This window comes from Ruegeria sp. BC6 (assembly GCF_056539185.1).
Genome location: NZ_JBQFUM010000005.1, coordinates 346,809 through 359,126 on the forward strand (window position 1 = coordinate 346,809; position 12,318 = coordinate 359,126).

Sequence of the window (12,318 nt, forward strand, 5' to 3'; positions counted from 1 at the left end):
GCACTATGCCGCCGGGCCGGGTTTTCAGATGTCGAACTTCACGCCCTGCGCCAATGGCAATTCGGCCGAGTAGTTCACGGTGTTCGTCTGGCGCCGCATATAGCCCTTCCAGGCATCCGAGCCGCTTTCGCGTCCGCCACCGGTTTCCTTTTCACCGCCGAACGCGCCGCCAATCTCGGCGCCCGAGGGGCCGATATTCACGTTGGCGATGCCGCAATCGGACCCGGCGGGCGACAGGAACTGCTCTGCCTCGCGCATGTTCAGCGTGAATACGCAAGACGACAGGCCCTGCGGCACGTCGTTCTGCATCTCGAGCGCCTCGTCGAAACCGTCATAGCCCATGACATAGAGGATCGGCGCAAAGGTTTCGGTCTTTACGATCTCGGTCTGGCCCGGCATTTCGACGATCGCTGGCTGCATGTAGACACCGCCCTCAGGCACGCCGTCGGTCACGCGCTTGCCGCCGAAGACGGTGCCGCCTTCGGCCTCGGCCGCCTTCAGCGCGGCCTCCATCGCCAGCCCCGAGGCCTCATCCACCAGCGGCCCGACCAGGGTGCCTTCGGCCAGCGGGTCACCGATGGGCAGACCGGCATAAGCCTTTTTCAGCCGCGCAACCAGATCGGCACGGATCGAGTTGTGCACGATCAGCCGCCGCAGCGTGGTGCAGCGCTGACCCGCGGTGCCCACGGCCGAGAACACGATGGCCCGCACCGCCATTTCCAGATCGGCCGAGGGGCCCACGATCATGGCGTTGTTGCCGCCCAGCTCCAGGATGCATTTGCCGAACCGCTGCGCCACGATCGGCGCGACCGCGCGGCCCATCCGGGTCGAACCGGTGGCCGAAATGATCGGCACCGCCTCGCTGGCCACAAGCGTCTTGCCCAGATCGGCACCGCCGATCAGCAGTTGCAGCAGCCCGTCGGGCGCGTCGCCGAACCGGGCCACGGCCTTTTCAAAGATCTTCTGACAGGCCATCGCGGTCAGGGGCGTTTTCTCGGACGGTTTCCAGATCACCGGATCGCCGCAGACCAGCGCCAGCGCCGCGTTCCACGACCAGACCGCGACCGGGAAGTTGAAGGCCGAGATCACTCCGACCGGACCGGCCGGATGCCAGGTCTCCATCATCCGGTGGCCCGGGCGTTCCGAGGCGATGGTCAGGCCATACAGCTGGCGCGACAGGCCCACGGCAAAATCGCAGATGTCGATCATCTCCTGCACTTCGCCCAGACCTTCCGAGGTGATCTTGCCGGCCTCCCAGCTGACCAGCGCGCCCAGGTCCTCCTTGGCCGCGCGCAGCTCCTCGCCCAGCAAGCGGATTAGCTCGCCCCGATGCGGGGCGGGCACGGTGCGCCAGGCCTTGAAGGCCGCCGTGGCGCGGGCCAAGACCGCATCCATGTCGGCAACGGGTGTTTCATGCACCCGCGCCAGCACGCGCCCGTCGATGGGCGAGCGGACCTCCAGCGTCCCGCCGGTCAGCTCGGCCGCCGTCAGGCCCAGTTTTTCGAGTGTGTGTTCTGCAGTCATGACTACGTCTTTCATGTTCAGGCCGCCTTGTTCTGGGGGGTCACTTCGCCAGCGCGGTACAGCTGGCCGAATTCGGTGTTCAGGAAATCATCCAGCCCGACCTGCTCTTGCCGGACAAAGCCTTGGGTGGGCAGCGCGCCGGTGCGCATCAGGTCGACCACGCCCAGAACGCCGGCGGCGGTGGTGATCTGGATCGCGCTCCAGACCTGGCCGTCGATGGTGCGGGCAAAGGATTTGTTGATCAGGGACTTCTCGCGCAGGGCCCCGTCGATCATGCCCTTGGCCGTGCAATAGACCAGAACCACATCCTGATCGGTGCGCGGCAGCGCGGTTTCAAAGATGTCCTTCAACAGGTCGCGGCGCTGGCCCAGGCCCAGATCGGTCAACAGCAGCTTCAGGATGTCGCGATGGCCGGGATAGCGGATCGAGCGATAGGACGCCGCCCGCGCCTTGCCGGCCAGCGTCTCGGGCAAGGTGCCCAGGCCGCCCGAGGTGTTGAAGCATTCGTACTCCACACCGTCATGGCCAATGATCTCGTAATCCTCGAGCGGCGCGGTCTTGACCCGTTCGCCATTCACGATGGCGTCGCAGGGGTTGCAGTATTCGTTGATCAGCCCTTCGGTGGACCAGGTCAGATTGTATTTCAGCGCATTGGTCGGATAGAGCGGCAGCGCGCCCACCCGCATGTGCAGGCTGTCCAGCGTGTCGAATTCGGCTGCTAGAGCGGCCCCTGCGATACCGACGAAACCCGGGGCCAACCCGCATTGCGGCATGAAGGCGGTGCCGCTGTCGCGGGCCAGTTCGCGCACGGCGTTGGTCGCGGCGACATCCTCGGTCAGGTCGAAATAATGCGCACCCGCCGCCTTGGCTGCCTTGGCGATGGCAGGCGTCAGGAAAAACGGTGCGGCCGAGATCACCGCATCGAACCCCGCAAGCCCCCGTGCCAGCCCGGCTTCGTCGCCCGCGTCGATCTGTCGGGTGGTGATGCCCTGCCTGTTCAACGCCGACAGCGCCGTCAGGTCATGGTCGGCCACGGTTACGGTATAGTTGTGCGATTTCTTCAACAGGGCGGCGATCATCTGTCCGATCTTTCCGGCCCCGACGACGCAGATGTTCCAACTCATTGCGCGCCTCCTCCTCTGCTCTGGTTCCAGTATGACCGCGCCACCGTCCGGGCACAGCAATCGAGTTGACGAAACGGGCAGCTTTTCCGTCATATTGACGAAAATTGAATCACAATGTCGGATCATGGCCGCAGCGTTCTGGGACCTGACGTCAGGGGTGGAAATGCCTTGCAACCGATTGCACCATTTTTGCAATGATGCGACATTCAACAGACCCGATCGACCGCACGAAGGAGACCAGGCAGGTGGGCGTTACGCTGAAGGAAGTTGCGGCCTTGGCCGGGGTGTCGCGGTCGGCGGTGTCGCGCACCTTCACGCCGGGCGCCTCGGTCTCGGCCAAGACCCGCGCCAAGGTCGAAAAGGCCGCCAAGGAACTGGGCTACAGCCCCAACGCGCTGGCCTCGTCGTTGACGACGGGGCGGACCAAGCTGATCGGACTGATCTCGAACAACTTCCACAACCCCATTTTTCTTGAGGTTTTCGACCAGTTCACCCGCGCCCTGCAGGAACGCGGGCTGCGTCCCCTGATCGTGAACCTGACCGACGAGACCGAGCCCGCCAATTCCGTTCGCATGCTGCGGCAATATTCGGTGGATGCGGTGATCGTCGCCTCGTCGACCTTGCCGCCCAGCTTTGCCAAGGCGTTTCACGATGCCGGCGTGCCGGTGGTGCACACCTTCGGGCGCTCGGCGACTTCGCCCGAAGTGCATGTGGTGGGCATCGACAATGTGGAATGCGGACGCATGGCCGCGCGCGAGCTGGTCGCGCGGGGCTATGCCAGCGTCGGCTATCTGGGCGGGCCGATCGATGCGACCTCGGCGCGGGATCGGCAACGGGGCTTTACCGAGGAAATGTCAAACCATCCGCAGGTTCCGGTCAGCCACTCTTTCGCCGGGGCTTATTCCTTCGAGGCCGGCCGGGCCGAGATGCTGCGCCTGCTGGCGGGTGAGCCGGCGCAGGCCTATTTCTGCGGCGACGACATCCTGTCGATCGGGGCGCTGTCGGCGCTGGCCGACCACGGGCTGAAACCGGGTTCCGACATCGGGATCATCGGACTGAACGACATGGAGATGTCGCGCTGGGAATACATCAACCTGACGACCATCCATCAGCCGATCAAGCAGATCATCACCTCGTCGGTCGATCTGGTCGAAGAGATGCTGAAGACGCCCGATCGCTACCCCGAGGCGCGGATCTTCCCCTGCCGGGTGATCGAGCGGGGCACGTTGCGGCCCCGCCCCTGATCAGCGGAACATCGGCGGGCGCGCGTCCTGCCAGGCGCCCTCGGCCCGGGCCGAGGCCACCGCTGCATGCACCGCGGCAATCGAGCGGACGCCATCGGCGGCATCGGGCAGCCCATCGCGCGGTTCGCCCCGGATCGCGTCGGCCAGATCGCAATAGATATTGGCCACGGCCAGCGGAAAGCCCTCGGGATGGGCAATCGCCACGCGCGACAGGCGCATGGCGTCGTCATGCAGGCCGCCTTCGCCCTTTTCGATGATCTGGGTGCGTCCACCGACCGGGGTGTAGATCAGCTGGTTGGGTTGTTCCGATGCCCAGCGCAACCCGCCGGTTTCGCCGAAGACCTGGATGTCGAACCCGTGCTGCCGCCCGATCGCCACGGACGAGGTCCACAAACGGCCCACGGTGCCGCCTTCCATGCGGAAATTGACCATCGCGTCGTCCTCCAGCTGACGGCTGGGAATGGTCGAGGCCATGTCGGCCGACAGCGTCGCGACCTCGTCATCGCAGATGAAGCTGGCCATGTGCAGCGCATGGATGCCGCAATCGGCGAATTGCCCCGACACGCCCGCCATGGCCGGATCATAGCGCCAGCGCACGCGCGGATTGTCCGCGTCGGTGGCGTCCCCATGGTGGCCGTGGCTGAAATTGGTGACGACCAGGCGCACCTTGCCGATCTCGCCGGCGCGGACCATGGCGCGGGCCTGCCGCACCATCGGATAGGCCGAATAGCAGTAGTTGACCGCGCAGATCTTACCCGAGGCCCGGGCCATGCGCACGATCTCTTCGCCCTCTTCCACGGTCATGGTCATCGGCTTTTCGCACAGCACGTTGAATCCGGCCTCGAGATACGCCTTGGCGATCTCGAAATGGGTCGCGTTCGGGGTGGCGATGGTTACAAGGTCGATCCGGTCGGGCCGGTCCTTTTCGCCGGCCAGCATTTCCTGCCAGTCGCCGTAGGCGCGGTCGGCGGGCACACCCAGCCGCTGCGCATAGGCGCGCCCGGCCTCGGGCCGGTGGTCCAGCGCGCCGGCCGCGAACTCGAACAGGCCGTCGGCCTGTGCACCCAGTCGGTGGGCGGGCCCGATCTGGCTGCCTTCTCCGCCCCCGATCATGCCCCATTTCAGCTTTGCCATGGTCTTGGTCTCTCTGCGAACGATGTTGGAAAACGTGCCGGGCCTAGAATGCGCCGACGTCCTGCCAGCCGCGACTGTCGGCCGAAGCCAGCGCCGCCGCCAGCACCCGGTTGACCTCGTGCCCGTCCCGGAAGGTGGGCCAGATGTTCCGGCCGGAATGAATGGAGGTCAGAAAATCCTTGGCCTCGATGATGATCTGATCCTGATATCCGGTGCCGTGGCCGGGACCCTGGCAAAAGGGTTCATAATCGGGATGCGCCGGACCGGTCAGGATCTTGGTGAAACCGCGCTGGGCCTCGGAGCCTTCGCGGCGATAGAGCCACAGGGCGTTCTGATCCTCCTGGTCAAAACGGATCGCGCCCTTGGTGCCCGATATCTCGTAGGCATAACCCATCTTGCGGCCGGTCGCGATGCGGCTGAAATAGAGGTTCCCCATGACACCGTTTTCAAACCGGCACATCATCTGGGCGTGGTCGTCATTGGTCACTGCACCGCCCGGGCGGGAGCGATGCACGGTTTCCACATCGGCCATGACCTGCGCGATCGGTCCCACCAAAGCCAGCGCGCCATTGACCATGTGTGGCGCCAGATCGCCGATGGTGCCGTTGGCCATGCCTGTCGTGCGCCAGGTCGCCGGGGCCTCGGGGTCGGCATAGAAATCTTCGGTATGTTCACCGCGGAACCACGTGATGTCGCCAATCGCGCCGTCCGCGATCAGCTGGCGGGCAAACTGGCTGGCCGGGGTGCGGATATAGTTGAACCCGACCATGTTGACGGTACCCGAGGCCTCGGCCGCCGCCACCATGGCGCGGCTGTCCTCGAGCGACGCGCCCAGCGGTTTTTCGCACAGCACCGGCTTGCCCAGCGCCAGCGCCGCCTCGGCGATCTGCCGGTGCGTGGACTGGGGCGAGGCGATCACGACGGCCTCGACCGCCGCGTCATCGACCAGCGCCTGCCAGTCGGCCGTGGCACGGCGGAACCCATAGGCGGCACGATAGCGTTCGGCGCTTTCGGGGCTTGAGGCGCAGATCATCTCGAGCCGCGGTCTGAGCGCGGTGTCGAACACGGCGCCCACGGCGGACATGGCCACCGAATGGGCCTTGCCCATATAGCCGCCTCCGACGATTCCAATTCCGATTTCTGGCATTTTGGGCGGCTCCGAACATACTGATTGCAACCGGTTGCAAAATCAGTATCGTGAGAATCGATCCAATGCAAGGTCCATCGGATCGGCGGGATCAAAATGCCTGGGAGGAACAGTTTGAGTCACTTGATCGACGGTATCAAAGGAAACCGGTTTGCCGTTTTCGGCCGCGCCGGCATGGACCTGTTCGCCGATCCGGTCGGTGTCAAAAGCGAACATGCCGAAATGTTCCGCGCGGACTTGGGCGGTTCGTCCGCGAATATCTGCGCGGGTCTGGTCAAGCTGGGCAGCCAGGCATCGCTGATCACGTCGGTCTCGGATGACGCGGTTGGGCGGTTCTGCCTCAACAAGTTGCATCACTATGGTGTCGACACCTCTTTCATTCGCGTCGTCGGCGGTGAATACCGCATGTCCTTGGCGGTCTATGAAAGCTGCATCGAGGACTTTCAGAACGTCATCTACCGAAACGGCGCCGTCGATTTTCAGGTCACCGAAGATGACATGGACCGGGTCGACTATGGCCGTTTCAGCGCGGCGATCTCGGCCGGAACCGTGTTTGCCGCCGAACCGTCGCGCAGCGCCACCTTCCGCGCCTTCGAACACGCGCGCAAGGCCGGTCTGCCGGTGATCTTCGACATCGACTACCGGCCCTACAGCTGGCCCTCGGCGCAGGTCGCCGCCGACGTGCTGTCGCGCGCGGGCGAGGCCAGCGACATGATCGTCGGCAATGACGAAGAATTTGGCTTCATGGCCGGCGGGATCGAGAAAGGCTTCCGGAAAGCCTGCGATCTGGCCGAGAAACCCGGCCGCATCGTCATCTACAAGATGGGCGAAAAGGGCGCCGTCACCTTAACCGACGGGCAAGAGATCCACACGGGCATCTACCCGGTCACCGCCGTCAAACCCAACGGCGCGGGCGACAGCTTCATGGCCGGGCTGCTGGCCTCGATCGCGGCGGGCCATCCGCTGGAACAGGCGGTGTTGCGCGGATCGGCCTGCGCCTCGATCGTCGTGTCCAAACCGGGCTGCGCGCCCGCCATGCCAACCACCGAAGACCTGGACGCCTTCCTTGCGTCCCACCCCGGCCCCACCCCGGCCGGATAGGAGAGCCCGATGCACATCCCCCCGTTCGACAACCAGAACAAACCCATCGTCGATGTCGATAACCCGACCGTGCCGCTGAACTATTTCAACATCGTGAAGTTGAACCGAGGCGAAGCGTTCGAATACCAGGTCCCGGGGTACGAGACCTGCATCGTGCCCGCCACCGGCAGCGTCGATGTGGATGTCGAGGGCATGCTCTTTGCCCATCTGGGCAACCGGGGCGAGGATGTCTGGGATGGCGAGCCCGAGGGGGCTTATGTCCCGTCAGGGGCAAGGGCGCAGATGGTCTGCGTGTCGGAAACGGCCGAGGTGTTCGTGGCCGGCGCAAAGTATGACAAGGTGCTGGACCCGTTCGACGTGCGCGAGCATGACTTGGTGCAATATGGCAGCGACGACACCAAGACCCATCGCAAGATCAAGCATATCCTGGGCCAGAAACAGCATGACAAGGTCGGCCGCCTGCTGGTGAGCGAGCTGTTCACCGTGGGTCAGGGCGGCTGGTCGGGCTTTCCCAGCCACAAGCACGACACCAACCGCCTGCCGGACGAGACCCGGCATGACGAGACCTACAATTTCCGTTTCAAACCGAACTGGGGCTCGGGCCTGCAGATGCTGCAGCGTGAGGACAACGAACCGGGTGACGCCTATCACATCGTCGATGGCTCCACGATCTGCATCGACAAGGGCTATCACCCCTGCTGCGTTCTGCCGGGATACGAGATGTATTACTTCACCATCCTCGGCGGACTGACCCAGCGGTCGCTGGTGCAGTATTTCCAACCCACCCACGCCTATCAGATCGAGACGATCCCGGGCATCAAAGACATGATCGCCAAATTCAAATGACCCTCGCTACGCTCAAAGACGTCCTGCAACCCGCTTATGAACAGGGCTATGCCGTCGGCGGCCTCGTGACGTTGGGCTGGGAGGACATGCGCGCCTATGTCGCCGCGGCCGAGGCCGAGAACGCCCCGGTGATCCTGCAGGCCGGCCCCAGCTGCCGCGAGCACACGCCGCTGCCGATCCTGGGCAAGATGTTCCGGTATCTGGCCGAAAACGCCTCGGTTCCGGTCGTGGCGCATCTGGACCACGGCTATACGTTCGAGGAGTGCAGGATCGCGCTGGACAGCGGGTTCACCTCACTGATGTTCGACGGATCGCGCAAGCCCCTGCAGCAAAATATCGACGAGACCGCCGGGATTGCCGAAATGGCCCACGCCGCCGGGGTCTCGTGCGAGGGCGAAATCGGCTTCGTCGGCTATTCCGGGGGCGAAGGCTCGGCCGGGACCGACCCGGACGAGGCCGCCACCTTCGCCGCACAGACCGGCGTGGATGCGATGGCGATCTCGGTCGGAAACGTCCACCTGCAGCAGAACAAGGAAGGCGGGCTGGACGAGGAGCGCATCCGCCGGATTCAGGCCGTGACCAGCGTGCCGTTGGTGATCCATGGCGGATCGGGCGTGCCCGTCGAACAGCGCGCACGGCTGGCGCGTGAAACCGCGATCTGCAAGTTCAACATCGGGACCGAGTTGCGCATGGCCTTCGGCGCCGCCCTGCGCGAGGCCGTCAACCGTGACCCCGACCGGTTCGACCGGGTGACGATCCTGAAGGAAACCCATGATCCGGTCGAGGCTGCCGCCCGCGCCGTGATCCGCGCCTTTGGTGCGCCGCCGCAGCGCTAACCGTCCCGACCTGTGCCGTTCTTCAAAATGCGCTGGCGGGTCCTAATCGTCGCGCCCCGGTTCGTTTGGATTGCTGGAAAACAGGGCGATCTTGTTGCCCTGTGGGTCCCGCAGATAGCCGACATAAAAACGCGGCCCGTACATGGCGCGAAAGCCCGGCTGACCTTCGTCCGATCCGCCGGCCCGCAGCGCGGCGGCGTGCAGGTCTCGTACCTGCCGCTGACTGCGCGCCTCGAAGGCGACCATCGCACCATTCCCGGCCGAGGCCGCAGCCCCATCAAAAGGCGGTTTGACATAAAATTCCGGCAGAACCGCTTGCTGGCCCGGCGGCACCGGCAGGGCGAAACTCAGCCCCTCGGGACCCTCTTCCAGCGCATAGCCGAGATCCGGCAGAAAGGCGCAGTAAAACCGTTTTGCACGCGCGATGTCGTCCGCGCCGACCGTGACATAGGAAATCATCCCGCAACATTCCTTGCCGGGTGTCGATCCGTCAACCGGCAGCAGCGTATCGACGCACGTCCATTCCGGACGGGAACGACCCCATGGCCGTCAGATCGAGCCGCCCTCGACCATGAAATTGCCCGCGCTGCACATGGCCGCGTCGTCCGAGGCCAGAAACAGCACCATCCGCGCCACATAGACCGGGTCGATCGGGTCGGGCAGGCATTGGCGATCGATCTGTTTGGCCAGCGCCTCGGGGGTGACCCACAAGTCTTTCTGGCGCTGGGTCATGATCCAGCCGGGCACGACCGTGTTGACCCGGATCCGGTGATCGCCCAGTTCCCGCGCCATGGTGCGGGTCAGGCCGTGCACTGCGGATTTCGCGGTGGCATAGGCGGGAAAGCCCGCGCCGGCCTCCCACCAGGAATTCGAGCCGATATTGATGATCGACCCCGCGCCCTTGTCGATCATGCCGGGCGCCACGGACTGGATGGCGAAGAACATGTGGCGGAGGTTGGTCGCCATGCGCTCGTCCCAATAGTCCGGCGTCACCTCGCGCCAGTCGTGCCGGTCGTCATGTGCGGCGTTGTTGACCAGAACGTCCGCTGTGCCCAGCGCGCCTGCCAGTTCGTCAAAAGCGGACCGCAGCGCCGCGATGTCGCGCAGGTCGCAGGCGGCAAAGGCGTGGGTTCCGTCCAGTTCGGCCAGCAGCGCGTTGCCGCCCTCGGTGTTGATGTCGACAAAGCCGACCTTGGCCCCCTGCTCGGCAAAGCCGCGCACGATCTCGCGCCCGATGCCCGAGGCCCCGCCGGTCACGAACACCGTGCGCCCCTTCAGGCTGGGATAGATGGCAAAACCCTTGGTCATTTGTCGCGCTCCATGATCCATTCGACTTCGGGCGCCGGAACGAAACGCCATTTGCGCAGCGGCCCGGCCATGACGTTAAGGTAATACATCTCGAACCCATGGGGCGCCCCGCAAGGGTGGTGCCCGCGCGGCACCAGTACCACATCGCCATCGGACACGGCCATGGTTTCGTCCAACTGACCGTCATCGGTATAGACGCGCTGGATGCCGAACCCGCTGGCCGGGTTCAGGCGGTGGTAATAGGTCTCTTCCAGATAGGTGATGCGGGGATAGTCATCCTCGTCATGCCGGTGGCTGGGATAGGATGACCAATGGCCGCTGGGGGTGAAGACTTCGGTCACCAGCAGGCTGTCGGCATAGTCCTCGGCCTCCATCGCGATGTTGTTGATGTGGCGCGTGTTCGTTCCCTTGCCGCGCTCGGTCAGGGTGATGCCTTCGGGCCCGATCCGGCGCGGGGCATGGCCACCCTTGCCCGGGGCCGAGCACACGGCGATCACGCAATCGGTTTCGGCCGTGGCCTCCCACTCGGTGCCGTTGGGCAGGTACAGGCAATGGGGCGGGGACTTTTCGAACACGTTCATCCGGTCGCCCAGCACGCCCCAATCCTGCCCGGCGCCGGTGATCCGGGCCTTGCCCTCGACCATCACCAGAATGACTTCGCGGTCGCCGGTGACCTCGGCGGCGCGCTCGCCGGCCCGCAGATGATAAAGGCCAAAGCCCACATAGCGCCAGCCGGCGCTGGCCGGCGTGATGTCATGCACCTTGCCATGGGTTCCGAACGGTTTTCTCAGAAGTTCTGCCATCGGTTTAACCTGTGTTGGGGCAGCACCGGCCGCCCGGGTTCCGTCATGCCGCCTGCCGCGACTGCCGCGCGTCCAGCGCCTGTTCCAACTGTGCCTGCGTCCAGCTTTCCGACACCGCACGGCGCAGGATGTCGGCCTGGCTGGGCGGAGCGTTTCCGCCCACCGGCGGATCGGTATCCAGATTGGTCGGAAAAGGATAGCCTTCGGCCGTGGCCGCGATCGCGGCGCCGATGCGGGCATCATCCAGATCGCCGCGCTGTTTCAATGCCACCAGCGCGGGGAATACGGCCAGACACATCGCCTTGCGGTCCACAGCCTCCATCGCCCGCCCGAAGGCTGACGAGACCTGCAGCAGGTTGGCCATCCGGTGGGTGTCGGCGCTGCTGTTCTCGCCGGCGGCATGGAACAGCGCCGGGTTGAAGAACACCGCATCGCCCTTGGCCAGCGGCAGCTGGATGCAGGCCCGTTCAAAATGCGCCCGATGCGCGTCGTCGTGAAAGGCGACATAGCCGGGCCCATACAGCTGCGAGAAGGGCAACAGCTTGGTCGGGCCGCTTTCAATGGGCATGTCGCAATGGGCAACCGCGCCCTGCAGGGTCAGCGCGGCGGTGACCATATGGGCATGCACCGGGAACTGGGCCGCCTTGTCGGCGGTCTGGAACCCCAGGTGATAGTCGCGATGCGCCTGCTGCGCCTTGCCGCCCGGCCGCACCTGGTTGATCTGCGCGGTCATCTGGTAATCGGGGCCCAGCCAGGCCTCGCAGGCGGCGGCAATCGCCGTGTTGCCGAAATAGAGCGCAAAGCCCTCGGGGTCGCGCAGGCATTGCTTCTGCAGCGCGTTCCACACCCTGTCATTCGCGCCCGAGGCCGCAAAGTGATCGCCCTCGCCGCCCCCGGCCTGACGCTCATCTTCGATGATCCGGCGAAACACCTCGGTCGCCCGGTCGATGACCGCGGTATCCGCATAGGCGCCTTTCAACGCGATCACCCCGGCAGATCGGCCCAGAACCCAGCCCCATTCAGCCAGCAGGGCGCGCCGGGTGTTGGGGGTTTCCAAGGCGGGCCGCAGCGCGTGCATGTCATAGACCGGCACGTTCTTCTCCACAGCGGCCGCGTGGGGCACCTGCTCGGGCCGCAGGCTCTGCGAGGTCAGCACCTTCAATTCGTCCAGATCACAGGACTCGGGGCCGAAATAGCCGACGAAACCAGGTTGCTGACGGACCATGAAACGCTCCTTTCCCAAGGCGGCGC

The 12,318-nt window shown here is 64.9% G+C and carries 12 protein-coding genes; 4 read left to right on the forward strand and 8 right to left on the reverse strand.

The genetic code is table 11. From position 1 onward, the window contains the following. Positions 1–24 precede the first annotated feature (24 nt). Complete coding sequence (gene amaB, locus ACR0MM_RS16275) at positions 25–1,524, reverse strand: L-piperidine-6-carboxylate dehydrogenase (RefSeq protein WP_480697387.1); 1,500 nt, start codon at positions 1,522–1,524, stop codon at positions 25–27. A gap of 17 nt (positions 1,525–1,541) precedes the next feature. Then, on the reverse strand, positions 1,542–2,648 hold the full coding sequence (locus ACR0MM_RS16280; RefSeq protein WP_480697341.1) for a saccharopine dehydrogenase family protein: 1,107 nt from the start codon (positions 2,646–2,648) through the stop codon (positions 1,542–1,544). Between the two features lie 245 nt (positions 2,649–2,893). Between ACR0MM_RS16280 and ACR0MM_RS16285 the strand changes: the two genes are divergently transcribed. After that, positions 2,894–3,892: a LacI family DNA-binding transcriptional regulator gene (locus tag ACR0MM_RS16285; protein ID WP_480697343.1), complete on the forward strand. Its 999-nt coding sequence runs from the start codon at positions 2,894–2,896 to the stop codon at positions 3,890–3,892. Here ACR0MM_RS16285 and ACR0MM_RS16290 read toward each other — a convergent pair whose 3' ends face one another. Beyond that, positions 3,893–5,026: a Gfo/Idh/MocA family protein gene (locus tag ACR0MM_RS16290; RefSeq protein WP_480697345.1), complete on the reverse strand. Its 1,134-nt coding sequence runs from the start codon at positions 5,024–5,026 to the stop codon at positions 3,893–3,895. Positions 5,027–5,069: 43 nt separating this feature from the next. Next, complete coding sequence (locus tag ACR0MM_RS16295) at positions 5,070–6,173, reverse strand: Gfo/Idh/MocA family protein (protein WP_480697347.1); 1,104 nt, start codon at positions 6,171–6,173, stop codon at positions 5,070–5,072. A gap of 96 nt (positions 6,174–6,269) precedes the next feature. Between ACR0MM_RS16295 and ACR0MM_RS16300 the strand changes: the two genes are divergently transcribed. The 3 genes from ACR0MM_RS16300 to ACR0MM_RS16310 are packed head-to-tail and all read left to right on the forward strand — an operon-like array spanning position 6,270 to position 8,956. Beyond that, the gene (locus ACR0MM_RS16300) at positions 6,270–7,274 is read left to right on the forward strand and encodes a PfkB family carbohydrate kinase (protein WP_480697349.1); all 1,005 of its coding nucleotides are present in this window, start codon (positions 6,270–6,272) and stop codon (positions 7,272–7,274) included. Positions 7,275–7,283: 9 nt separating this feature from the next. After that, positions 7,284–8,120 (forward strand): 5-deoxy-glucuronate isomerase, encoded by an 837-nt coding sequence (locus ACR0MM_RS16305; RefSeq protein WP_480697351.1) that lies wholly within the window; start codon positions 7,284–7,286, stop codon positions 8,118–8,120. After that, positions 8,117–8,956: a class II fructose-bisphosphate aldolase gene (locus tag ACR0MM_RS16310; protein ID WP_480697353.1), complete on the forward strand. Its 840-nt coding sequence runs from the start codon at positions 8,117–8,119 to the stop codon at positions 8,954–8,956. Before ACR0MM_RS16305 ends, ACR0MM_RS16310 begins: the two co-directional genes overlap by 4 nt. A 42-nt stretch (positions 8,957–8,998) precedes the next feature. Here the strand turns inward: ACR0MM_RS16310 and ACR0MM_RS16315 are convergent, their stop codons facing one another. The 4 genes from ACR0MM_RS16315 to ACR0MM_RS16330 form a co-directional block, all read right to left on the reverse strand. Beyond that, the gene (locus ACR0MM_RS16315) at positions 8,999–9,415 is read right to left on the reverse strand and encodes a VOC family protein (protein ID WP_170421097.1); all 417 of its coding nucleotides are present in this window, start codon (positions 9,413–9,415) and stop codon (positions 8,999–9,001) included. Positions 9,416–9,505: 90 nt separating this feature from the next. Continuing rightward, entirely contained in the window at positions 9,506–10,264 is a 759-nt protein-coding gene (locus ACR0MM_RS16320; protein WP_480697355.1) for an SDR family NAD(P)-dependent oxidoreductase, read from the reverse strand. Then, entirely contained in the window at positions 10,261–11,067 is an 807-nt protein-coding gene (gene iolB / locus ACR0MM_RS16325) for a 5-deoxy-glucuronate isomerase (protein WP_480697357.1), read from the reverse strand. Before iolB ends, ACR0MM_RS16320 begins: the two co-directional genes overlap by 4 nt. Before the next feature lie 43 nt (positions 11,068–11,110). Next, positions 11,111–12,292: a phytanoyl-CoA dioxygenase family protein gene (locus tag ACR0MM_RS16330; RefSeq protein ID WP_480697359.1), complete on the reverse strand. Its 1,182-nt coding sequence runs from the start codon at positions 12,290–12,292 to the stop codon at positions 11,111–11,113. Positions 12,293–12,318 lie beyond the last annotated feature (26 nt).

Excerpts from the sequence above, each read along its gene's own strand:
- ACR0MM_RS16280 (WP_480697341.1), bottom strand. The coding sequence starts at position 2,648 with ATGAGTTGGAACATCTGCGTCGTCGGGGCCGGAAAGATCGGACAGATG.
- ACR0MM_RS16300 (WP_480697349.1), top strand. The coding sequence starts at position 6,270 with ATGCCTGGGAGGAACAGTTTGAGTCACTTGATCGACGGTATCAAAGGA.
- ACR0MM_RS16330 (WP_480697359.1), bottom strand. The coding sequence starts at position 12,292 with ATGGTCCGTCAGCAACCTGGTTTCGTCGGCTATTTCGGCCCCGAGTCC.
- ACR0MM_RS16315 (WP_170421097.1), bottom strand. The coding sequence starts at position 9,415 with ATGATTTCCTATGTCACGGTCGGCGCGGACGACATCGCGCGTGCAAAA.
- ACR0MM_RS16290 (WP_480697345.1), bottom strand. The coding sequence starts at position 5,026 with ATGGCAAAGCTGAAATGGGGCATGATCGGGGGCGGAGAAGGCAGCCAG.
- ACR0MM_RS16320 (WP_480697355.1), bottom strand. The coding sequence starts at position 10,264 with ATGACCAAGGGTTTTGCCATCTATCCCAGCCTGAAGGGGCGCACGGTG.
- iolB (WP_480697357.1), bottom strand. The coding sequence starts at position 11,067 with ATGGCAGAACTTCTGAGAAAACCGTTCGGAACCCATGGCAAGGTGCAT.
- amaB (WP_480697387.1), bottom strand. The coding sequence starts at position 1,524 with ATGACTGCAGAACACACACTCGAAAAACTGGGCCTGACGGCGGCCGAG.
- ACR0MM_RS16305 (WP_480697351.1), top strand. The coding sequence starts at position 7,284 with ATGCACATCCCCCCGTTCGACAACCAGAACAAACCCATCGTCGATGTC.
- ACR0MM_RS16310 (WP_480697353.1), top strand. The coding sequence starts at position 8,117 with ATGACCCTCGCTACGCTCAAAGACGTCCTGCAACCCGCTTATGAACAG.
- ACR0MM_RS16295 (WP_480697347.1), bottom strand. The coding sequence starts at position 6,173 with ATGCCAGAAATCGGAATTGGAATCGTCGGAGGCGGCTATATGGGCAAG.